Raw genomic sequence first — 23,815 nt, 5'->3', positions numbered from 1 at the left:
AAATGCTCGCGTTAATTAGAGCAGGTCATTTATTAGTTTTGTATGGAGAAAATGGAAATAATTTGCTCCAATTATTAACTTGAGCAAAGCAAGTAGTTGATGCTATTTAACAAGCTTCAATTAATACTGGAGCGCATTAGTTCGATTCGCAACTGAGAATATTAATGGATAGCCTGCCAGAAAATAGCTAAAGGATAATAGATAGTGACAGATGATATTGAGCATACTCCTAATCTGTCTCCTTCTCAGGAGGAGATTGATGAACAACGACGTAAATTTTTGCTAACAGCTACTGGTGTCTTAGGGGGCATAGGCGCTGCTTGTGCTTTAACTCCTTTTGTAGCATCTTGGTTGCCAAGCGCTAAAGCACAAGCAGCAGGTGCGCCTGTTGAAGTTGACTTAAGTAAGCTTGAACCTGGTCAGCAAGCTACAGTTGAATGGCGAGGCCGGCCGGTATGGATAATACGTCGTACGAAAGCGATGCTTGAACAATTGGCGGGTAGTGAGAATCAGCTTCGGGATCCTGAATCTTTGGTAGAACAACAGCCAAATTATGCTAAAAATAGGTATCGTTCTATTAAGCCTGAATATTTAGTTTTGGTAGGTATCTGTACTCATTTAGGCTGCTCGCCTAAATATACACCGCAGGTAAATGAACTTGGCCCTCACTGGCGAGGTGGATTTTATTGCCCCTGTCATGGCTCTACTTTTGATCTTGCCGGTAGGGTATTTAAAGGCGTTCCTGCACCTATTAACTTAGAAGTCCCGCCATATCGTTTTGTTAATGATCATGTCATTATAATCGGTGAAGATGAAAAACAAGGATAAGTAAGCTATGCGTGGTTTGATAAATTGGGTCGATGAGCGCTTCCCACTGCTTAGTACTTGGAAGAATCATATCAGTGAATATCCAGCGCCCAAAAACTTAAATTTCTTCTATTTTTTCGGCTCCCTTGCAACTATTGTACTGATAAACCAGATTATTACCGGTTTATGGTTAACTATGTTTTATACCCCTACCGCTAAAGAAGCTTTTTCTTCTGTTGAATATATTATGCGAGATGTTAACTTTGGTTGGTTATTACGTTATATGCATTCGACTGGGGCATCTGCTTTTTTTATTGTCATATATATACATATGTTTAGAGGCATTTTATATGGCTCTTATCAAAAACCTCGAGAATTGATCTGGCTATTAGGTATGGCATTATTTTTTTTATTACTAGCAGAGGCTTTTTTTGGTTATTTGCTACCTTGGGGGCAGATGTCTTACTGGGGGGCACAGGTAATTACTTCATTATTTGGTGCAATTCCTTATATAGGTGATAGCTTAGTTGTTTGGCTACGTGGCGATTATACGGTAGCTAATGCTACATTGCAGCGCTTCTTTGCTCTACATGTCATTGGTATACCTATTTTGCTTTTAGTACTCGTGTTTCTCCATATAGTGGCACTTCATAAAGTCGGTTCAAACAATCCGGACGGAATTGAAATTAAGAAGACAGTAGATAAAAACGGTAAGCCATTAGATAGTGTGCCATTTCATCCCTATTATACTGTGAAAGATTCAGTTGGCTTGCTTGTTTTTTTAATTTTATTTTTTGCTGTTATTTGCTTTGTACCTGAGATGCATGGTTATTTTTTAGAGTATGCCAATTTTACTCCAGCTGATCCTATGGTTACCCCAACCCATATTGCTCCGGTTTGGTATATGACGCCATTTTATACAATATTACGCGCTATTCCTGATAAATTGACAGGCGTTATTGCTATGGGTGCTGCTATTTTAATCCTTGCTTTTTTGCCGTGGTTAGATAGAAGTACCGTTCGTTCTATGCGTTATAAAGGTTATTACTCCCGTATTGCATTAATTTTATTTGTTATTAGTTTTATTGCTTTAGGGTACTTAGGGACAGTCTCTGTAACTACTACAAGACAATATTTAGCCCGCTTATTTACTTTTATTTATTTTGCTTATTTTTTCTTAATGCCTTTTTATACGCGACTAGAGCGATGTAAAACCGTGCCTTTAAGGATTAAGTGATGAAATTTATGAAACAAGTTATTGTCTTAGTCATTGGTTTAATTATTACGATTAATTCTTATGCGCTTGAGGATGAGGATGTAGCTCTGTTACCTGTAGAAATAGATTTACAAGATCAGGCTAGTTTACAGCGCGGAGCTAAGTTTTTTATGAATTATTGCTCAGGTTGCCACTCATTAAAATATATGCGCTATAACCAAATGGCTACTGATTTAGGTTTAACAACCTTTGATGGTGAAGTAGATAAGGACTTATTATTTAATAATTTAGTTTTCACTCAGGCTAAACTTCATGATCCTATAAAAATAGCAATGCCAGCTGCAGATGCTAAACAATGGTTTGGTAAAGTTCCCCCAGACCTTTCTCTCAGTGCACGCGTACATGGGGCATCTTGGCTTTATACATTCTTAAAAAGTTTCTATGCTGACCCCAAGCGTCCTTTTGGTAGCAATAACTTATTAATTCCTGGTGTAGCAATGCCTAATATCTTAGCGCCTTTGGCAGGGAAAATCATTGCAGTTAGAGAAAACAATCAAAAAGAAGGAGCTATTAATCATCTTTTAAAAATTGAAGATGGTGAGATGACTACGCAAGAGTTTGATAATGCTATTGATGATTTAGTAAATTTTTTAGTGTATGTCGGTGAGCCAGTACAATTAACGCGTTATCGTGTAGGTATTTTTATTATTGCTTTTTTAAGCGTTTTCTTAATTGTGGTTTATCTACTTAAACGAAGTTACTGGCAAAAGTTATGACTTTAAAGATACGTTTTGCATTAGACCTCTTGCCTAACCTATTTATTTTGCGGCATTGTAAGCTTCAATAAAGTGCTCATTTACTTTATATACACTTTGTTTAGAGAAACGCTTATATTTTGCCTTAAAGAAAATTAGCAGGTTATACAAATGCTCTATTTAAGATAAATTATTAAAGTAAAATTAGTTTCTAAGTGCAAAAAAAGTAAAAAATTCATTCTTAATAAACATCATAATAAAATTTGTGTTAAAATATCGCCTTTTGCAAGCTTTAAGCAAACTTAACGATTGACGAGGAGTCCGTAATGGCTATTGTAGCAAAGCGCACTATTATGTCTCTTTATTCAGATAATGATGACGTTTATAGTCATCAAGTTCGAATAGTCTTAGCCGAGAAAGGGGTAAATGTAGAAATCCTTCCTGCCAGGCATGGCGAGGCCAATACGCATCTATTAAGCGTTAATCCCTATGGTACTGTACCTACCTTAATTGATCGCGAGTTGGTGCTGTACGAAGCTAGAATAATTATGGAATATCTAGATGAGCGTTTTCCTCATCCACCTTTATTACCAGTTTATCCTGTTGCCCGTGCTGAAGCACGTAAGATGATGCACCGCATTGAACAAGATTGGTATAATTTAATGCAGCAAATTAAGCAAAACGAAGAGCCTGAGGTGGCCCGGGAGCATTTACTTGAGAGCTTAGTAAGCCTTGAGCCTGTTTTTGCTGATAAACCTTATTTTCTTAGTGAGGAATTTTCTTTATTAGACTGCGCCCTTGCTCCTTTATTGTGGAGACTGCCACAATTAGGTATTATGATTCCTGAACAAACTAAAGGCCTGCATGCTTATATGCAGCGATTATTTAAGCGTGATTCGTTTCAAGCTAGTTTAACGGAAACTGAGCGACAATTACGGGCAGCGTAACATGACAATGACCTCAAATAGACCTTATCTAATTCGAGCAATATATGATTGGATTGTCGATAATAATCTAACTCCTCATATTCTTGTGAATGCTGAATATCCAGGCGTACAAGTACCACAAGAATATGTAAATGGTGGTAAAATTGTTTTAAATATGTCACCGCAAGCATGTCGAGGATTACATCTAGAGAATGATCGGGTTGTTTTTACCGCTCGTTTCGCTGGCGTTACTCATCAAATTTTCATTATTCCTAGCGCTATTTTAGCAATTTATGCTAAGGAGAATGGCCGTGGTATGGAATTTGGTGAGGAATATAATGAGCCAACCGCACCACAAACGGCTGCTTCTGATAATAAAAGTCGTAGTCGGCCATCCTTAAAATTAGTTAAAAAAGATGAAACTTAGCAAAAAAATTTGCTAGTAAAAGCTTAAAACAGCCTGCATTAAATAACTATGCAGGCATCAAGGTGATAGTATTAAGTTAACTATTTAATTAGTTATCACCCTAAAGCCTTCATGCAATGGATCCATAAAACTGCGGAGTCATAATGACATCTGATACTGCGCTGTTTCATACTAAGTTAATTCGAGATTGTGAGCGAGCTGCAACAGTAGAATATCAAATTACTGAAATGGAGCTTATGAATTTGGCAGGGATGGCAGCTTTTAAAGCATTAAAGCGGCTATTTCCTACAGTAGGAAAAATTATTGTCTATTGTGGTAGTGGCAATAATGCTGGCGATGGCTATGTTATTGCCCGCCTTGCTTATCAAGCTGGTTATTCTGTAATAATTAATCAATATAAATCTATCGATCAACTACCTTCTACCGCACAAAAAGCGGCCCTTGAGGCTATAAATAGTGGCATTCCTTGCCATTATATGGATGATATGGTTGATAATGATGCTGATTTAATCATAGATGCGTTACTCGGCATAGGCTTAAAAGGTTCTGTAAAAGAGCCAATTTTAAGCGCAATTAATCAGATTAATGAAAGTGGCTTGCCTGTTTTATCAATTGATATTCCATCAGGTTTAGATGCTGATACAGGTATTATTATGGGAGCTTGTGTTCGAGCAACTGCAACTATTACCTTTATTGGTTATAAGTTAGGCTTAATGACTTTAGATGGCCCTGATTATTGCGGTACAGTTATTTTAAATAATTTAAAGTTAGAAAACTGTTTAAATCATATTTCGCCTACCGGTTATATTTTAGAAAAATCACAATTTTCATCGCTATTACCTAAAAGACCTAAAAATTGTCATAAAGCAGATTTCGGCCATATATTAATTATTGGTGGGGGCTATGGTATGCCGGGATCTGTTTGTTTAGCTGCCCATGCTGCTTTACGGATTGGAGCAGGATTAGTTACGCTAGCAACTCACCCAAATTATGCTAATCAAGCTATAGCTAATTTACCAGAAGTAATGGTTTATGGCATAGAGCAAACAAAAGATATCTTACCTTTGCTCAACAAAGCGACTATGTGTGTAATTGGTCCGGGATTAGGAACTGATTTATGGGCGCAAGATCTATTTAATCAAGTGATCACCTCTCAACTACCTATGCTTATTGATGCCTCAGGTCTGCGTTTACTTGCCCAAGCACCACAGTATGATGATAATTGGATTTTAACTCCTCATCCAGGTGAAGCAGCAGGCCTATTACAATGGTCAACAGAAGAAGTGCAAGCAGATCGTTATGAAGCAGTTAATCATTTACAAGCTAAATTTGGCGGTAATGTAGTTTTAAAAGGGGTTGGTTCTTTAATTCGTACAGATGAGCCAGAAACTTATTTATGTCGTGCCGGTAATCCAGGCATGGCTACTGCTGGTATGGGTGATGTATTAAGCGGGGTTATTGCAGGATTATGTGCCCAAGGGCTAGCGCTAGCTGATGCAACTAAATTAGGTGTTTGGTTGCATGCGAGTGCTGCTGATAAAGCGGTGCAAGATAAAGGAGAGCGAGGTTTAATAGCCAGTGATTTAATGCCTTACTTACGCACTTTAGTTAATACATTAACTGTATGAATAAAGAAATTATCAATTTAGCTAATCAAGAAAAAGCTGAAGAGCAGGCAAGACGCCTAGCGCATTGCCTTACAGCGCCACTAACTTGTACATTCAGTGGAGATATAGGAGCGGGTAAAACTACCTTTATTCGAGCAATGTTGCGTGAACTAGGTATTCAGTCGGCCATTAAAAGCCCAACTTTTTCTCTTGTTGAAAGTTATGAGTGCAAGGGCTTGCAAATTCACCATTTTGATCTGTATCGTATAGTAGAGGAAGCTGAACTCGATTATATCGGTTTTAATGAGTACTTTGGAGAAAATACAGTTTGTTGCATAGAATGGCCAGAAAGAGCGCCTTATAAGCTAGCAGCAGCTGATCTTCGTTTTACCTTAGAAATTGTAAATGATAGTGGTACTCGGCAACTGATTATTGAAGCAAACAGTCAGCTTGGAAAACAAGTTTTATCTTGCCTTATAGGTAGACCATGAAAATACGAATACTGGTGTTTTCTTTATGCATGTGTTTTAGCTTAAATCTGATTGCTGCTAAATTAAAGGCTATCGAAATAAAGCAAGAATCGGGTAGAGCCTCCTTATTATTTAATTTAGATAAAGCGATTAACCATAAAATATTTACCTTAACAAATCCCGATCGTATAGTGGTTGACTTAGAAAATACAGAGCTTGCTTTTGATTTACGTAAGCTTAAATTAAATAGTAATTTAATTACGCGTATTCGCAGCGGCTACCAAAATAAACATACACTGCGCCTAGTCTTTGAAGTAGCTGATAAAGTCATGTTAGATGCCAAACCTTGGAGCGTTTTATCAAAGATGCGAAATGTATTTTCATTAAATATTTCTGCAAATCATGTACAGATTGTAGCGAAACCAGGAAAATCCTTAGCCTCCCTTTCTCCTTTGCCTATTAAACAAGTGAAAAAGCCACTTAGAGACGTTATTGTCGTTCTTGATCCAGGTCATGGGGGTAAAGACCCTGGAGCTATAGGGCCAAAACATACCGCTGAGAAGAATGTAACTTTAGCGATTGCCACTAAGTTAAAGCAAACTATTGATAAGCAGCCTGGTATGCATGCCGTGTTAACAAGAACTGGGGATTATTATGTAGGTTTGCGCGAGCGTTTAGCGATTGCCAGAAAACACAATGGCGATGTTTTTGTTTCCATTCATGCGGATGCATTTATTAATCGCGACTCCAGTGGCGCGTCTGTTTTTGCTTTATCACAACGAGGCGCGACCAGTGAAGCAGCTCGCTGGCTTGCGGAGAAAGAAAATTATTCTGAGTTAGGCGGGGTTAATTTAGCTGATTTAGATGATCAAAGCGGCCTGGTACGCACTGTTCTTATCGATTTATCTCAGACTGCAACCATTGGAGCAAGCTTACATATGGGTGAAAAGGTCTTACGTAATTTAAATACATTAACAAAACTGCATAATAATAAAGTTGAGCAGGCACGATTTATGGTTTTAAAGTCGCCTGATATTCCTTCCATTTTAATTGAAACGGGTTTCATTACTAATCCGCGTGAGGAAGGTAATTTAACCAGTGCGCGCTATCAAGCAAGGTTAACGCAATCAATATTTCAAGGTCTTAGAGGATATTTCTGGGAATATCCTCCGCATGGAACTCATATTGAAGCGTTAGTAAATAGCAAAAGACGGTTTACACTTAATGACAATAAATTAACAAAAAGTATTGCTAATCAGCATGCCGCAACAGTAGCATTAAGTTCTAAGTAATTTAAGTCAGGATTAGTTTACATTTTTATTTCTACTTTGCATCAAATTGGTTTTATTGGCGAATATATGAGGCAAGCACAACAATTTTACTAATAGAATAGAGATGTGGATAGGTCCTAATAATAAGGTGTAGTTTTATCTGTTATGCGAATCCGTCAATTATCTGCTGAAGTTGCTAATCAAATTGCTGCAGGAGAAGTTATTGAAAGACCTGCTTCTGTAGTTAAAGAATTATTAGAAAATGCCTTAGATGCTAAGGCTGATATAATTCATATCGATATAGGCTTTGGTGGCTTAAATCAAATTAAGATAAGTGATAATGGTGTAGGTATTATTGCTGAGGACTTGCCTTTAGCTGTTGCTGCCCATGCAACAAGCAAAATAGTGAAGCTTGAAGATTTAGCAGCTATAGAAAGTTTAGGTTTTCGAGGTGAGGCGCTTGCAAGTATTGCATCAGTTTCTAAGCTTACTATTAGTTCTAAACCGGCTATGCAAGAACATGGCATGATATTAGAGTATCAAAATCAAGAAGCTAAGCTGCGCTTATTTCCACGTGCTAAAGGCACGACAGTAGATATTTGTGACTTATTCTATAATGCTCCTGTACGAAAAAAATTTCTTAAAACCGAGCAGACTGAATTTCAGGCAATAGATACTTTAGTAAGACGTTTTGCTTTAAGTGCGCCACAAGTTGCGCTTAAACTCAATCATAATGGTAAACCAACTTTATCTTTACCAGCAGCTACCGAGGATGCCTCAAAACAGGCACGAATTAGTCGATTATTAGGTAAGCAATTTATTGAGCATTCACATTATATCGATGTAGAGCATAATGGTTTGAAATTTTGTGGCTGGGTAAGTGATAGTCATTATCAACGTAGTCAAAATGATAAAATGTGGTTTTATATTAATGGTCGTATGGTAAAAGATAAATTAATAACTCATGCTATTAAGCAGGTTTATGAAGCCATTTTACATCCAGGACGTCATCCAGCTTGCGTTTTATATCTAGTAATAGATCCGCAAGAAATAGATGTTAATGTGCATCCTACTAAACATGAGGTACGTTTTCAACAGCCTCGGTTAATACATGATTTTATTACGAGCCAGCTCCGTCAAACTTTAAATTTATCACAAGCAGTTTCTATTTTTACTAAAGATTGGCCTACTGATTTAAAGGGTAAGGCACCTTTACAATTAAAGGAGCCCGTAGATGAATTCAATTGGCATATAATACAATTAAGTCAAACCCAAGAGCATCTTAAATGGCTGCAACTTAATAAGCGATTTATCTTAATTTACTTATTACAAAGGCCTTATCTAGTTGACTTAGCGAAATTGCATGAATATTGGTTACAACATAAGCTGCATACTAGTATTTTGCCCTTAGCTTCTCGAGCCTTGCTTGTGCCTATTTATATTGATATTCCTGAGCTAGCCTTTACAGATTTGCGCTTAGCAAGCGATTTATTAATTAAAGTAGGAATAAATATTGAGCTTATCAGTAATAAAAAAATAATTATTCGCTCTTTACCTAAACTAATACCAGATTTAAATATTAAACTCTTTTTAACTCTCTTTTTTGCTCTACCTACTTTCAATTTAGATAGGCTTTTTACGTTGCTAAGTGAAAGCTCTAAACGAGAGAATATAGCTATAACTGAAGAGCAATATATAAGCTATATTTCATACTTAGAACAAAATCAATGTATGTTAGAAAAACATCGGGTTATTCGCTATTTATCAGAGGCAATTTGTCAGAGTTTATTAGATGTCAAATAATATTTTTTGTATATTAGGTCCTACTGCTGCTGGTAAAACAGCACTTGCCCTTGAATTAGTTAAGCAATTTCCTTTTGAAATTATCAGTGTTGACTCAGCGATGATTTATCGCGACATGAATATTGGTACGGCAAAGCCAACGCCAGAAGAGTTAGTTTTAAGTCCTCATCATCTCATTGATATCTTAGATCCCCCACAGTCTTTTTCTGCGGCTGAATTTTGTAAAGAAACTCATTATTGGTGTGAACAGATTTTTAACGCAGGAAAAATTCCTTTGTTAGTTGGTGGAACCATGATGTATTTTAATGCCTTGCAACAGGGTTTATCGGAATTACCAGAAGCAAATATGGCTGTTCGCAGTGAGTTAATTAATCAGGCAATAAATTTAGGTTGGGACAAATTACATAATCAGTTAGCAACTATTGACCCAATCTCAGCAGCCAAGATTCATCAGCATGATACCCAGCGTATTCAACGTGCACTTGAAGTTTTTTATTTAACGGGTAAGCCTTTATCTTCTTTTCTAACAGAAAAGGAGCGGTCGCCTTATTCTTTTACAAATTTGATTTTATTTCCAACTGAACGAGCTTGGCTTCATCAACGTATTGCTAAACGCTTTGATATCATGTTGGACTTAGGATTTCTAGAAGAAGTAGAGTTTTTATTAGCTAAATGGGAGCTTTCTATTGATTGTCCTGCTTTACGTTGTGTTGGTTATCGGCAGGCTTACGATTATTTTTTAGGTAATGTCGATTTCAAGCAGTTTCGTGAAAAAGGGATTGCGGCAACAAGGCAATTAGCCAAGCGGCAATTAACCTGGTTGCGTCATTGGCCAGCCGGTCATGTTTTTGCCTGTGATAAATCTGAGAGTACTCTTAAAATAATGGCATTGATTTCTAAAATATTAGATAATCGCCAAACTTAATAAATAGTTTATATTAGTAGTTATAAACAGTCTCATTAATCATTGAAATTTATAGGCCAGGAGAATCTTATGTCTCATAAACAGCCGCCAAGTGCAAAGCGAGAATATATAGTCCATCCAAAAGACTTGCCATTAAGTTGCCCAACAGAGGAGATGGAAATATGGAATGCACACCCTAAAGTTTATCTGCCTATAGAAAAGACAGGTGAGTTCATTTGTCCTTATTGTAGTGCTCGCTACATATTGCAGAATGATTAAATCAATTTGTATTGTGCGTTTGTCAGCATTAGGCGACGTGTTAATGACCGTTCCACTTATTCGCACGTTACAAACGCATTTACCACAAGCAAAAATTACCTGGGTTATTTCTCGCCCTGCTTATGATTTAGTTGAAGGTATGCCGGGGATTGAATTTATTGTTATTCCCAAGCCTAACTCCTTAAAAGACTATTGGTATTTTAAAAAGAAGCTAAAAGGGCGTCATTTTGATGTGCTATTAGCTGCTCAGTCTAGTTTTCGGGCTAATCTATTATATGCTTTTATTAAAGCTAAGCGAAAAATAGGCTATGATACGCTTCGCGCTAAAGATGGTCATAAATGGTTTATTCACGAAACAATTACGCCAGGAGATGACCATACCTTAGAAGCTTTTTTAAAATTTGCACAAGTATTAGGTATAGATAAGAAAGAAGTTTATTGGGACTTGCCAATTACCCATCAAGATTATCAATGGGCAAAACCATATTTTACCACAGACAAACAGGTATTATTGGTTAACCCTGCAGCAAGTAAACCAGAACGTAGTTGGCCGGTTGATCGTTATATTGACGTTATTCGTTATGCGCAAGATAAATGGCAAATGCAGGTAATATTGACTGGTGGCCCAGGCCCTTATGATCGATTTTTAGCAGATACAATTCAAAAACAGGTTAAGTGTATTGATTTAGTAGGTAAAACAAAGCCTAAGCAATTACTAGCTTTAATCAGTCAGGCAACGGCTTTATTATGTCCAGATACAGGCCCCTCCCATATGGCTGCCGCGGTAAGTACGCCAGTGGTAGCTTTACATGCTGTAACTAGTTCACGTGTTTCAGGTCCCTATATTTATCAACATTTAGCTGTTGACTGCTATCCACAAGCCGTAGAAAAAATTCTTAAGAAAACCGCTAATGAAAATAAATGGGGCACCCATGCGCATGGTGATGAAACAATGAGCTTAATAGATGTAGATGCTGTATTAAAAAAATTAGAGATTGCTATAAGTATTAAGCAGAATCAATTGAAGCAGACAGCGCGTCCTAGTTCCCTCTGAGCTTTTAATAGCAGATTTTTGTGATTGAAATTAGTCGTCAATAGCAGTTTCAAAAAGGTCGTATTGTAGAATTTAATAGTTTTGTAAATTAACTAAGGTTAGTGAGCGTTTAACAATGCTATTAAACGCTCATTAACTATTTTATTTATTTAAGTTAGTTGGTGCAGTGTTATTTGTAGAGTTTGTAGCAGGGTATGACGCTATAGTGGCACCATCAGGTCGAACTTGCAGTGAAGATTCGAGTAAAAGCATTGAATTGGTTAATAATAATCGTTCTTGTTGTTGTCGCATTAAATAAAGCTGATAATTCATTTCAGCTAGTAAAATAGCGATTTCTTTTTGTACAGAAGCGTTAGAAGCATGATTAATTTGCATTAACCATTGTTGTTGGCCTGGATTATTACTAGAACTTTGAGCTTGTGGATTATAAAGGCGCCAACTCGCCATAATATATTCATTTAAAGCCTGGCTCGTTTGACTACCTTGGTTACCGCCAATACTTTGTGGGAGCCGTTTAGACATAATATAGTAAAGATTACTAATTCCAACCGATGTTTGCGCAGCATAACTTCTTAGTTGAGCTAAATAAGTTGTTAATTGGGCCTGCGCTTGCTGTTGTTGAGCAATAGGTGTTTGTTTACTAAAATTTAAAGCTTGACTGATTAAATTATTATAAGTGCTCCAGTCTGGTAAAGAAACAGGAAGAACGGCCCCTGTTGCATAACGAATGAAGTTTTCTGCTTGCTGTGCCTGCGTACTGGCAGTTAAGCCAGCAGATTGTCCTTGTTTATTATTAAAATTGGAACTAGAAGAGGTAGCACTATTATTACTAGTTGTTGTATAAAGTAGTGGTGAAATTAGCGTATTAGTATTTAATTGTGGAATTAAAGGCTCATTAAAGTCAGCTGTGAACACTTTCTGTGTGCCTGGTATAGTACCAATAACATTCTTAATAACATTTTCACGATATAAATAAGGGCAATTTTCGGAAATAAGATTACTGCCACTTTCTTGGCAAAAGGTATAATTTGGTGTTGCCAATATATTTAAAATAGCCTGGCTGACCGGATCGGATTGATAAGTTTGTTGATCAATAAGAGGTGATACGGAAACACCTTGGCTAGAAGTGCTAGAATAGGGTGGATTTGTAAAAGTTTGTCCTGCTAGGGTATTTATTATTGAATAGGCAGATAAATTACTATTATTAGCAATAGTGGTAGGTACAATAGGATTAGATGTTTGTGTATTGTTATTACCGCCACCAGTACCGCCAATCAATGAGCCTAGAAATGTATTATATAAATTAAGCTGAGCAGAGTATGCCGTATTTTGGTCAACAAGCGTATTACTAAAGGTACTTGAGCCTGAAGTGTTGTTACCACCACCAGCAGCATTATTGTTACCACCAGTATTATTGTTTCCGCCACTTGTATTATTAGGAGAACAAGGGCCACCTGTTGTACAATATTGTGTTAAATCATAACCAAAATACTCTCCTAAATTTTGTAAATATTTAGCAATATTACTAACATCATTGTTGGTGTTATTATTCGGATTATTACCGTTATTGCCACCCGAGCTGGCTTGTGTAGTTGCAGCTGAAAGAGTTAGTATCATCCCTAATACTAAATAGTTTTGTTTTAATTTCATTATTCTTCCCCTTCGAGAGCTCTAGCTACTAACCTTAACCGATATTCAGAAAATACGCGAGCAAGTAAACGTAATCGCTCAAAAGTAATATTGCGCTTTAGAAAAAAACCAGCAGGATCGTGACTACCTGTAGTCGTTTCTTCAGCATGGATAAGGACGCGAGATGCACTACCGGGGTGAACAGTGTCAATCGCTTGTAATAATCTTAAGCCACGCCCTGATTTGATATTGCCTACTAACCTTATAAAGGTATCTTCTTGATTTAAATTACCCATATCAACTTTTTCAATATCATCAAGCTCTTGGCCTAGTCTTTTTATTGCTTCTTCAAGCGCAGGATTATTGTCAAGCGTCCAATCTTCAACGCTTTCCATAAAAGTAATAACTCGATAAATCATCGGGTCAACATACTCAAACCAATATTGAGCGGAGGCTTCATGACTAAGATCAGGCATTTTTTACTCTTTTTTTACGGAGTTAGATACATATAAAGTGCACGCACTCTTACTAATATAGTATTATAGTAAGAGTAGGAAAATGTCTATTATTTTAGAATGTAAAATTTATGCAAAAAAAATCAGGTTCGCGAGTAGGAACACTATTAAAAACAGTTTTTAATGTCCGAGCTTGGACTGATTTTGATCGCCTTAGTGTATTTACGCAATACTTATCTAATGGATTTAAATTTTTATTTATTCCTCAAAAGAATGAGACCTCTGCTAATGAAGCTTCAGCCAGTTTTCGAGAGGCTATGTCTGCAATGAATTTAACAGAGGCAGATATAGCTGCACGTCAAAGAGGTTTATATAGACTAAGCTTAATAATGTGCTTAGCAGCATTTGGTTTTTTTTGTTATGCCATTTATCACTTTATTTATGGTGGTTTTTATGGAGGGTTAATCAGCTTGGCGCTAACGTTTGTAGCTCTTGCTTTAGCATTTCGCTATCATTTTTGGTACTTCCAAATTAGGGAACGGAAATTAGGGTGCTCTTTTAGAGAATGGTACAGGAGAGGTCTTTTAGGTGAGAAAAAATGAAAAGGCTGTTTTTTAGTTTTTTATTTATATTATTTCCTGCCCTAGTGTTAGCTAGCTCTAATCCTTCGTTTAATAATCCCACAGGTATAACTTTTGCTCCTCCTCCAGGAGATGTTTCAGTCGTTTTTCTAGGTGACTTATTTGGGATCGTTGATGGTGTAATCCATGGCAGTGGTAGCCAAATTTTAGGTAGCATATTTGCTGTATTTAATACAGCAGTATTAGCTTTAGGTGGCATGATTATTATGTACACTTTGCTAGTATCTACCATCAATACGGCCAATGAAGGTAAAATGCTGGGGCAAAAGTGGTCATCAGTTTGGGTGCCTACTCGAACAACTTTAGGGTTAGCTTTATTAATACCTAAAGCTTCGGGATATTGTTTGATGCAAATTTTTGTAATGTGGATTGTAGTACAGGGAGTCGGTGCTGCTGATAAAATTTGGTCTGCTGCTTTAAGTTATATTAGTCGAGGTGGTGTTATTGTACAACCACAAGTTAATCCTATGCAGCAAGCGCCAACATTAGGTCCGTCAAGTAGTACAATATTGCCTACAGGTGCTGCCAAAATTTTAACTGGTCAAGTATGTATGTATGGCCTACAAACTGCTTTAGAAGGTTTAAGAACAAAGTATCTTAATGAAAAGCAGCATGATTCTGGCCCGTGTTTTGTGGTAAAAAATGATTTTGAATCACCTATGGGTATTTTTTGTAATAATCCTGTTCCAGACTTTATTAGCACAGTAAGTCCTCTTTCATTCCAAAAAGCTGGTGCTATAAATCAAACCGTTTTTAACCTTCCGATGCCTTATTTTCCTATAGGTTCAAATTATGCGTCTTTAAATGGAATTTGCGGAACTATTTCATGGAATGCTTTTGATGTTAATGCTTTGTATGCTAATAATGACCCTAAGTATGTTAATGGGGTTGCTACTGGTACTCTTAATGTTTCTCTTACACCGAGTGAAGTGCAAACCATAACTATGTCCCGCGCTGTAGCCATTCAGCAGCTTTATTCGGATTTAGCGCTTATAGCTCAGCTTATGGTAAATAATGATCCGCAGTTAAATGTGTCTAACACGACGAGTAACAATAATACACCACCACCTACTCCGGCTTGGGCTACACAACAGTTCGGTGTACCTTATTCGTCAGGTAATAACTTGTGTACCAGTTCTGCCGATAATTGCATAAGTTGGGGCCCTGTTTCTACCACCTCTAATTCAAGCTCACCTCTTTTCACAGGAAGCGAGTTCCAAAACGCGCTTGCAGATTATATAGGTATCATGACGCCAAGTCTTAATATTTTGAATAGTACCGTTCAGTCAAATATTCAAAAGGCTCAGGGCCAATTTATAAATCAAGCAAATGCCCAAGGTTGGATGATGGCAGGCAGCTATTTTATTAATTTAGCTCAATTAAATTCAAAAGATCTTAACACTTCTGCTATCGATACCGATTCAGGTCTAGATAAGAGTAGCCTTTTTGATACATCTAATTTTTTAAAGATTATTCCTACCGATAATAGTGATTGTCGGTCAAGCCCAAATCCTAACTTATGTACTTGGTTAAATGGTGATCCAAAACCTACAAAGCCTCTGATAAATATAGTAAATTTAATTAATAATAATAATTCAGTAGCCTTCCCAACTTTTAGCCAACCTATTACACCAATCAGTGATAATAATGCTAGTACGACCTATGGCTATATAACTAATTCTGCGATGTTAAATCTAGGCCAACCAGGTTTGACACCACCTACATTCAAAATGAATATTCTTCATGGCATGAACCCAACAAATCTAGGTTTACCCGCTATTAACTTTCCTTGCGGCAGGATGAAGTATGTTGACGTTTGCATGGAGCAAATATTAGGCGATGTTATCTATAATATTTTAATTAAAGGCTTATTTAATTTCTTCTTAAATATGCTTGCAGCTATTATTAATACGGTAGTCCTTGCTTTCTTATACTTGCCCCTACAGGGAATGACTCAAATTTTTCAAGCAGGTGTTGCATGGTTGCAGCAGCCCTCTATGAATCCTGTATTAGCATTAGCCAATATGGGTATCAATTTTATTAACTTTGCTAATGAATTATGGATTTATTTACTTGAACTTGCAGTAATAAGCTCAATTATTCCTTGGTTTGGAATTTTTATCATGCCTATGCTTGCGCTCGCTATGCCCTTATTAGTAGCATGGCTAGGAACTATGCTAGCGATTGGCTTTGTAACGGCTTATTATATACCTTTTTTACCCTATATGATTTTTACTTTTGGCTCAATTGGTTGGCTGATGGCAGTTATTGAGGCTATGGTTGCAGCACCCATCGTAGCTCTGGGCGTGACGCATCCTGAAGGCGAGGGGCCTTTTGGTAAAGGGGAACAGGCAATCATGATTTTAATGAATGTCTTTCTAAGACCTGCCATGATGATTATAGGCTACATTACCGCTATTGCACTTTCTTATGTAGCAGTCTGGGTTATTAATGCAGGTTTTGCAAATGTATTAGCTTATTTGCAAGATCCAAATAGTAACAATACGTTTAGTCTTAATTTTTCTATGAGTGGTCAGAGTCCACCAATTAAACCTGATTCAAATTTAGGGTATTCCGGTTGGGCTGGTATTTACGCTTATTTCTTCTCAATATTGATCTATACCAGTATGTATCTTACGGTAGTACAAAAATCATTTACCTTAATCGTCGTTTTACCTGATAAAGTTTTACGTTGGATTGGCGGTCAAGCTGAATCAGCAGGGCAAGAAACAGCGCAATGGGCTGAAGATAGCAAAGGTAAAGTCGAGCAGGGCGGTGGTAAAACGATGAATGCTCAACAACAAATTGATAAGAAGTTAAGTGGTACCGCTATGCAAGGAGTTAGTAAAGTACAAGATAAACTTAGTGGTCCGGGTCCAGGGGTATCTGGCCAAGGTGGTATACAAGGTGGCCCACCGAGTACGCCCAGCGGGGATGATAGTTAGTCATTATTAATTCGTGTTTAAGCAAAGAATAGATTTGCTCTTAGCGCTGATATTCCTTAGTCCCTGCAATAATTAATTTATAAACTCGTTCGGAAATTAGCCCTTGCTCTAATTTTTGTCTGGCGTCTTCAGTCATTAACTGACCATGCTGCCGAACCAATCTTCTTGTTGCTGACGTTACGTCATTAGGATCACCTGTTAATAGAATATCACGTACTTCCTCGTTAAAAACTAAGTATTCTCGCAGAGCAACTCGTTTGCCATCAACAGTAGGCACTAACTTTTGCCAAATACAAAGCCTAATAGTTTCTAAAATATCAATTGTTCGACCTACGCGTTCTTCGCCAGCAAAGGAGGTGACCAAACGTCGCATAGTCTCGGCAACACCTGAGGTATGTAGCGTGGTATAGACAGGATGCCCTGTTAACGCTGCTTCTAGAGCTGCACTAATAGTTTCAGCATCTCGACATTCACCAACCATAATTAATCTAGGTTTACGACGCAAGGCATTACGTACGCCCTCAGCAAAACTAGGTAAGTGTCGAGGAATTTCAGATTGACTGACAATAGCAGAAATGGTTTCAATTTCATCGTAAACAAATTCAATCGGTGACTCATAGGTTAAAACCTTACGATTAGAATCTTCACTTTCAATTAAATTACGAATAATTGAAGCAAGTAAGGTTGATTTCCCGGAACCTGTAGCACCTGTAATAAAGACAATACCTTCTTGCGGTGCAATGGCTTCAATAATATTATCTGGTAAGCCCATAGTTTCTAAACGAGGCGGCGTTGTTGGAATAGTTCGCAAGGTAATTTGAATAGCATCATGCCCTTCAACTAGACAAGAGGTACCATTAACGCGATAGCGATAGCGAACACCACGATTAGGGCGAAATTCGTAATGCGTATCAATGTCTTTTCCAGATAGTAGCTGCGTTGTTGCATTTGGACCATAAATAGCGTTAATCAAGTCACCTAATTCTGTATTTGATAAAGTACGATTAGTTATTCGTATTAAGCGGCCATATACCTCAGCATACACAGGTGAGCCTGTTTGAATTGTAATATCAGAAGCACTTAACATTTCAGCATGCTGTAACATTTTATCCATAAACATAGGCGTAAAACGTGAGGGTTCATCAGGCATCAAATTGACATTACTCATAATATTTCCAGAGCTTTTTAAGCATATTAATTAGTTATTTATTATTTAAACACTAGATTTCTTTCGAAACAGTCATTAATGTCTAATCTTAAGCGAAAAGTTGTTTTAAAGTGTGCATATACTTCATGCACATCGTACTTTATAAGCACTTTTTCGTTTGACCTTGATTCATTAATCACAGTTTCGAAAGAAGTCTATGACTAGTTAAGTTCTGTAAAATAACGCCTTGCTTAATTTTGCTTAAATTTTATTATTAAGTAATAACACTTTAGAAAAAATACAAGGATGATATTAACTGTTACGTTTAATTTCTAAACGTTAATGGTAATTAATAATTATAGTGTTAATTTTTGATTTTATTAAATTTAAATAAGGCTGTTTGTTAAATTTAGCAACATTCTCATAAATTATAGAAAACTTTAATGGGAAATGTTGCTATAGAAGTTTGTAATTAATATTTTTTTTCATTAATTGGTGCAATAACTGGCTGCCATGCTTTGCTGGTAATATCGATTTTGGCATTTTTGGCTAGTTTTTCCATATTTTTAAATTGTTCTAAAGCATTTTCATCTTTAGCTACTGCAGCTCGCCATTCATTGCTATTAACATTTAGGCCAGGAAGAGCCGTAATTCGTAATACTCGATCATCAATATGTATTTCAGATGCATCACCCGTAACGCCTAATTCGGTACTAGCGACGAATGGCGCTGAAACCATATTCATTGCCAATAATTTTCTATATAAAATCATACCAGTATAATCTTCTTTTATCCGGGCAATGCCTTCTTCTAAGATAATATTGGCTTGCTCTATACCATTTCTCCAACCACGTGCTACGCAAGTTTTCCAAACTTTCCGCTCCGCTTTTGTTTTAGGTAACATGTTTAAATTAGGTGGTTCTGGTTGTTTATAATCCATCCATAAATATTCTCGCCAATTAGGCGGTGTTGTTACAAAGCGAGCTTGTTTGGCAATTTTATAGGTTCTATCTGATATGCGGATAGTTTGAGTATCAGCTAAATTCAAAGTATTACGTCCTTCAAGTAGAACTGGTGGTAAAATATTATGATCAAGTATTAAGGAGTTGAAATCAAAAACTGCATCTAGTGTTCTTGCTTCTCTAGCTAGCCGCTTATTAATAGTATTAGCTCGGCAAGCTAACCCTGCTTGGGCCCCTAAACTTAGGGCAATTTCACTTAGTGCCATAGCACGCATGCCATTACCCATGGCGCGACGATTTTTGTTACTTTTGCTTTTTACATTACCAAGTGCTTCTAAACCAGATAACGATCCCATATCAGCCACATGAACTGAGCGATTACAAGCGACTAAAAAAACTAAAGTAATAATTAATAAGCTACGAATAAATTTTTGCATAACGCAATTCAACAACCTGACTATTTGGATAAACATGTAAATAAGCTTTTTGCCCAGCTTGGTAATCAATATTACGTAAAATTTCAGCTAGACTCTGATCTTTAACATTAACACTGACTAAAATAGGTACGGCAGGCTCTTTCCCTAAAACACGTATTCGATAATGTGCCGCAAGGGCTAAACGTGCAATTAACTCTTCAATAGGGCCTGACCAATCTACAGATGCTTTGGCTTGTAAATTATAAGTGCTAGGAATGGTTAAAGTATTATCTTTTTTGGTTGGCAGAATCACCTTTTCCACTCTAGCCATTTCAAGCATAGAATCACTAATTGATGAAGCTGCTTCAGCTAGCTTAATCGTTGCATCATCACTAGGTTCATTAATAGGCGGCTTCATCAGTGCAACTCCACCACGACATCCACTAAGTAAAGAAAGGCAGCCAAGTAGAAGTACAATAGACATCTTTCGCAACTGCCATTGGCGGCCAATCTCAAAGAAAAAAAGCGTTTTAAGATGCTCATGTACTGCGATTACATTGCACTTTTTCTGCACTTTTTTCATTTGACTTTGACTCGTCACTAATAGTTTCGAAAGAAGTCTAATAAGTGTCTTATTCATCTTATGCTTTAAGGTCAATAGATAGTAGATGATTGAAACAGGACCAGAGCCCTCTTGTCAAGCTTACTTTAGTAACTTAGAGACGTTTTTCATAAAGTGCATAATATACCTGTCCTGCTTTGCTAGATTTCCGTTGTGACCAATACATTTGATCAAGTTTTATTTCTTGATCTGATTCAATATAAATTAGGCCGCCAGGCAGTAAGCATTGTCCTTTAATTATAATTTGCAAGCATTCAAAAAGATAATTACTGGCAAAGGGTGGATCTAAAAAAATGACATCTACTGGCTCTTGTAGATTTTGCAAATAAATGAGTGCATCGGCATGAATGACTGTTAAAGTAGTGGTATTAAAGGCTTTTGCTATATGTTGTAAATTTTTAAATGCACTTGGCGTTGCTTCAACCAAAGTCACTTCTGCAGCCCCACGTGACAAGGCTTCAAATCCAAGCGCGCCACTGCCAGCAAAGGCATCAATACAGCGCGCGTTTTGTATATCATTCATTAACCAATTAAATAGTGTTTCTCTTACTCGATCAGGAGTTGGTCTAAGTCCGTCAACTACAGGAAAGTCAAGTTTTTTACGGCGGTATTTTCCACCTATAATTCTTATGCTTTGTTTCATGTAATAGATTACCTCCTTATCACTGAGGCTACAGTGGGCGCACCTTGATCTAAAAGCAAATCTCAAGATGCTTATATAGAATGCCACGCCCTGTTTAAAGCCTAAATCTGGCTCAATTTAAATTTAAGCCTGATTGTTGGCTAAGTTTAACTTAGCTCACCTACGATTATTATCTCAAGTCTGTCCTACCGAAACTAATAACATTTTATTTGGTTTAATTGTTTCAGCAAAAGCTTGTTTAATTTCACTGCTAGTAACTGCGTTTATATGAGCTATGTAGGTGTCTAAATAATTATCAGGTAATTTATAAAAGGCTACTCGCAGTAGCATATCTGCAATATTTCCATTACTTGCTAAAGATAACGGAAAGCTACCGGTTATATATTGTTTAGCAGCGGCTAATTCCTCTTCAGTGGGGCCTGTAGATAAGAAATTAGTTAACGTCTCTTTAGTTATTTTTAAAGCAGTAGCAGCTTGATTATTAACAGTAGATAAGTTAATTACAAACGGCCCTAAACCGGACATAGGTAAAAATTGGCTGACTACACCGTAAGTAAGCCCGCGCTTCTCTCTAACTTCATTTGATAAGCGAGAGACTAACACGCCACCACCTAAAATATAATTGCCTACCATTAAAGGGAAATAGTTAGGATCATTGTGATTTATACCGACTTGGCCTAATCTGAGGATGGTTTGTGAGGAGGGATAGTTAATAGCAATCTTTTCTTCATTGCTCAGAGGAGATGCTTTAGGAATTAGGGGTGCAGAGGAGCCTTGTGGAAGGCCAGATGTTAATTGATCAGCCAATTTGTGTGCGGTTTCTCTATCAATTGCGCCCACTAAAACAATAGTAGCATTTTGATTGGTAAAATAACGCTTATAAAAATCACGTACTTGATTTAAGGTAAGTGCTTTAACAGTTTGTTCAGTCCCTAAAACAGGATGGGCATAAGGGTGGCTGCCATAAAGTTTACTATAAAAGGTATTGTTTGCAACATCGTTAGGTGATTCTTGTCGTTGTGTGATTGCAATTAGCTGTTGGTTCTTTTTACGATTAAAAGCTTCTTGCTTAAAAGTTGGCTTGCTAATAATGGCCGTTAGCGCCTCAATAGCAGGCATTAAGGCATCTTTTTTAGTTAACGTTTTAAATTGTAAAACAACCATATCTCGCGTTGCATCTGCATTATATTGAGCGCCTGTATCAGCAATTTTTTCAGCAAGTTGCGTGACATCGTAATTACCAGCCCCTTGATCTAACAATTCAGTTGTTAAGGTACTTAAGCCAAAATATGGGCCGTCATAAGCGGAGCCTGCAGCAAAAGCAATATTTATATTAAGCATAGGTACTTCCATTGCTTGATAAAAAATAACTTCTGCACCTTTAGCTGTTTTCCAACGCTCAAATTCAAAGGATTGAGCATTTAAGACAGTGGAGTGAAAAAAAAGTAATAGCAAAAATAAACTAAATTTTGTTTTCATTTTGAACCTTAGGCTGCGATATAGGAAATAATTGTGCTTCTGTTTGAGAGTTATCGTTAAAATAGCGCTTCGCTACTTCTTGTATTTGTTCAGGAGTAATGGCATTAATCTCATCCGTAAATTTTTCTGCAATTTGCCAGCCTAACCCTACAGTTTCTAATAGACCAAGCTCCATTGCTTGTCCAAATATTGAATCTTTTTCAAATGTTTTTTGCGCGATTATTTGCGTTTTAATTCGCTTTAACTCAGCTTCACTGATGCGCTCCGTTTGTAATTTTTTAATTTCTTTCACCATAGCTGCTTTAAGCTCTGGTAAAGTGTGTGATTGTGACGGCATTCCAAAAACAATAAATTGAGTTGGGTAGCGTGTATAAAGATTGTAATACGCACTAGCGCTGCTGGCTATATGATTGCCGCGTACAAGATTTTTAGCAAAACGAGCATTTTCACCTGCGTCTAATATTCCATCGATAACTTCAAGCGCATACGCTTCCCATGGTGCTTTGGCTGTCTTTAGGCTTGGAACATTATAACCAAACATTAGCATAGGTAATTGTGCGGGTGTGTGGATTTCAACTGATTTGGGCCCAAAAGTAGGTGGCTCAGTTTGAGCTTTACGCACAAAGGTAGGTTTTTTAGGCAGCTGACCAAAATATACTTTAGCAAGATCATAAATCTTTTTAGCATCAATATCACCTACGACAACTAAAGTAGCATTATTAGGAGCATAAAAACTCTGATACCATGCTTTTACATCGCCTATTTTAAGATTTTTTAAATCATCCATCCAGCCGATAATAGGGTGATGATAGGGATCTGAAAGATGGGCTGTTGCTAAAAAGCGCTCTAAGGCTAGTGCTTGTGGGTTATCGTCAGTACGTTGCCGTCTTTCTTCTTGGATAACTTTCATTTCTTTTGCAAATTCTTCTTTATTTAACAAAAGATTTTGCATTCTATCTGCTTCAAGTTCAAAGCTAATTGGTAACTGTGAGGCTGCGAGTTTTTCAAAATACGCAGTATAATCATAGTTGGTAAAAGCATTTTCTTGCCCACCAACGGCGGCAATAGTTTTAGAAAATACGCCTAAGGGATATTTAGTTGTACCCTTAAACATAATATGCTCTAGAGCATGTGATACACCGCTAATACCGCCAGGCTCATCGGCTGAACCGACATTATACCATATCATTGATACGGCTACAGGCGACCGATGATCTTCTTTAACGATGATTTTTAGGCCGTTATCTAAAGTAAATTTCTGGACATCAGCCTTAGCTGACCAAGAAAATAATAAAAAAGCAACCATTAATACTATACGCATAGATTAACTCTTCGGTAAAAAAGGTGATAGAATTCC

Annotated in this window: 22 protein-coding genes; 14 read left to right on the top strand and 8 right to left on the bottom strand. The window is 37.1% G+C overall.

What is annotated here, in order from left to right; all coding sequences use genetic code 11:
- Positions 1-204: 204 nt before the first annotated feature.
- The 12 genes from petA (at position 205) to ACNVED_RS12305 (ending at position 11,519) form a co-directional block, all read left to right on the top strand.
- Positions 205-828, top strand: coding sequence for a ubiquinol-cytochrome c reductase iron-sulfur subunit (gene petA, locus ACNVED_RS12360; RefSeq protein ID WP_419419315.1), 624 nt, complete (start codon positions 205-207; stop codon positions 826-828).
- A 7-nt stretch (positions 829-835) separates the two neighbouring features.
- Positions 836-2,044, top strand: a complete 1,209-nt coding sequence (locus ACNVED_RS12355; protein ID WP_419419314.1) for a cytochrome b — start codon at positions 836-838, stop codon at positions 2,042-2,044.
- A gap of 8 nt (positions 2,045-2,052) precedes the next feature.
- Positions 2,053-2,799, top strand: coding sequence for a cytochrome c1 (locus ACNVED_RS12350; RefSeq protein WP_419421187.1), 747 nt, complete (start codon positions 2,053-2,055; stop codon positions 2,797-2,799).
- 305 nt (positions 2,800-3,104) lie between these two features.
- Entirely contained in the window at positions 3,105-3,725 is a 621-nt protein-coding gene (gene sspA / locus ACNVED_RS12345; RefSeq protein WP_419419313.1) for a stringent starvation protein SspA, read from the top strand.
- Between the two features lies 1 nt (position 3,726).
- Entirely contained in the window at positions 3,727-4,131 is a 405-nt protein-coding gene (locus ACNVED_RS12340) for a ClpXP protease specificity-enhancing factor (RefSeq protein WP_419419312.1), read from the top strand.
- A gap of 143 nt (positions 4,132-4,274) precedes the next feature.
- Positions 4,275-5,759 (top strand): NAD(P)H-hydrate dehydratase, encoded by a 1,485-nt coding sequence (locus ACNVED_RS12335; RefSeq protein WP_419419311.1) that lies wholly within the window; start codon positions 4,275-4,277, stop codon positions 5,757-5,759.
- The gene (gene tsaE / locus ACNVED_RS12330; protein WP_419419310.1) at positions 5,756-6,229 is read left to right on the top strand and encodes a tRNA (adenosine(37)-N6)-threonylcarbamoyltransferase complex ATPase subunit type 1 TsaE; all 474 of its coding nucleotides are present in this window, start codon (positions 5,756-5,758) and stop codon (positions 6,227-6,229) included. The genes ACNVED_RS12335 and tsaE overlap by 4 nt, the downstream gene beginning before the upstream one ends.
- Entirely contained in the window at positions 6,226-7,500 is a 1,275-nt protein-coding gene (locus ACNVED_RS12325) for an N-acetylmuramoyl-L-alanine amidase (protein WP_419419309.1), read from the top strand. Before tsaE ends, ACNVED_RS12325 begins: the two co-directional genes overlap by 4 nt.
- Positions 7,501-7,644: 144 nt before the next feature.
- Complete coding sequence (gene mutL, locus ACNVED_RS12320; RefSeq protein ID WP_419419308.1) at positions 7,645-9,282, top strand: DNA mismatch repair endonuclease MutL; 1,638 nt, start codon at positions 7,645-7,647, stop codon at positions 9,280-9,282.
- Complete coding sequence (gene miaA, locus ACNVED_RS12315; protein ID WP_419419307.1) at positions 9,272-10,207, top strand: tRNA (adenosine(37)-N6)-dimethylallyltransferase MiaA; 936 nt, start codon at positions 9,272-9,274, stop codon at positions 10,205-10,207. The genes mutL and miaA overlap by 11 nt, the downstream gene beginning before the upstream one ends.
- Before the next feature lie 69 nt (positions 10,208-10,276).
- The gene (locus ACNVED_RS12310) at positions 10,277-10,465 is read left to right on the top strand and encodes a zinc-finger domain-containing protein (RefSeq protein ID WP_419419306.1); all 189 of its coding nucleotides are present in this window, start codon (positions 10,277-10,279) and stop codon (positions 10,463-10,465) included.
- 43 nt (positions 10,466-10,508) lie between these two features.
- Complete coding sequence (locus ACNVED_RS12305) at positions 10,509-11,519, top strand: glycosyltransferase family 9 protein (protein WP_419419305.1); 1,011 nt, start codon at positions 10,509-10,511, stop codon at positions 11,517-11,519.
- A gap of 141 nt (positions 11,520-11,660) precedes the next feature.
- Here the strand turns inward: ACNVED_RS12305 and icmX are convergent, their stop codons facing one another.
- Both icmX and icmW read right to left on the bottom strand, forming a co-directional pair.
- Entirely contained in the window at positions 11,661-13,169 is a 1,509-nt protein-coding gene (gene icmX / locus ACNVED_RS12300) for a type IVB secretion system protein IcmX (RefSeq protein ID WP_419419304.1), read from the bottom strand.
- Positions 13,169-13,624, bottom strand: coding sequence for a type IVB secretion system protein IcmW (gene icmW, locus ACNVED_RS12295; protein WP_419419303.1), 456 nt, complete (start codon positions 13,622-13,624; stop codon positions 13,169-13,171). Before icmW ends, icmX begins: the two co-directional genes overlap by 1 nt.
- A 110-nt stretch (positions 13,625-13,734) precedes the next feature.
- Between icmW and icmV the strand changes: the two genes are divergently transcribed.
- Positions 13,735-14,205, top strand: a complete 471-nt coding sequence (gene icmV / locus ACNVED_RS12290; protein WP_419419302.1) for a type IVB secretion system protein IcmV — start codon at positions 13,735-13,737, stop codon at positions 14,203-14,205.
- A complete protein-coding gene (gene dotA / locus ACNVED_RS12285; protein WP_419419301.1) occupies positions 14,202-17,189 on the top strand; it encodes a type IVB secretion system protein DotA in 2,988 nt (995 codons plus the stop codon). The genes icmV and dotA overlap by 4 nt, the downstream gene beginning before the upstream one ends.
- 40 nt (positions 17,190-17,229) lie before the next feature.
- Here the strand turns inward: dotA and dotB are convergent, their stop codons facing one another.
- The 6 genes from dotB to ACNVED_RS12255 form a co-directional block, all read right to left on the bottom strand.
- Positions 17,230-18,339 carry a Dot/Icm type IV secretion system ATPase DotB gene (gene dotB, locus ACNVED_RS12280; RefSeq protein WP_419421186.1) on the bottom strand — a complete coding sequence of 370 codons (1,110 nt, stop codon included), beginning with the start codon at positions 18,337-18,339 and terminating at the stop codon, positions 17,230-17,232.
- A 469-nt stretch (positions 18,340-18,808) separates the two neighbouring features.
- Positions 18,809-19,735, bottom strand: a complete 927-nt coding sequence (locus ACNVED_RS12275; protein ID WP_419419300.1) for a type IV secretion system DotC family protein — start codon at positions 19,733-19,735, stop codon at positions 18,809-18,811.
- Positions 19,716-20,297: a type IVB secretion system lipoprotein DotD gene (dotD, locus tag ACNVED_RS12270; protein ID WP_419419299.1), complete on the bottom strand. Its 582-nt coding sequence runs from the start codon at positions 20,295-20,297 to the stop codon at positions 19,716-19,718. The genes ACNVED_RS12275 and dotD overlap by 20 nt, the downstream gene beginning before the upstream one ends.
- Positions 20,298-20,430: 133 nt before the next feature.
- On the bottom strand, positions 20,431-20,979 hold the full coding sequence (gene rsmD / locus ACNVED_RS12265; protein WP_419419298.1) for a 16S rRNA (guanine(966)-N(2))-methyltransferase RsmD: 549 nt from the start codon (positions 20,977-20,979) through the stop codon (positions 20,431-20,433).
- Positions 20,980-21,153: 174 nt separating this feature from the next.
- Entirely contained in the window at positions 21,154-22,458 is a 1,305-nt protein-coding gene (locus ACNVED_RS12260; RefSeq protein WP_419419297.1) for a M16 family metallopeptidase, read from the bottom strand.
- The gene (locus tag ACNVED_RS12255; protein ID WP_419419296.1) at positions 22,442-23,779 is read right to left on the bottom strand and encodes a M16 family metallopeptidase; all 1,338 of its coding nucleotides are present in this window, start codon (positions 23,777-23,779) and stop codon (positions 22,442-22,444) included. Before ACNVED_RS12255 ends, ACNVED_RS12260 begins: the two co-directional genes overlap by 17 nt.
- Positions 23,780-23,815: the final 36 nt, after the last annotated feature.

Origin of the sequence: Legionella sp. D16C41, assembly GCF_048541585.1 — a bacterium.
GTDB lineage: Bacteria > Pseudomonadota > Gammaproteobacteria > Legionellales > Legionellaceae > Legionella_C.
This window is presented reverse-complemented; position numbering and strand designations above follow the sequence as displayed.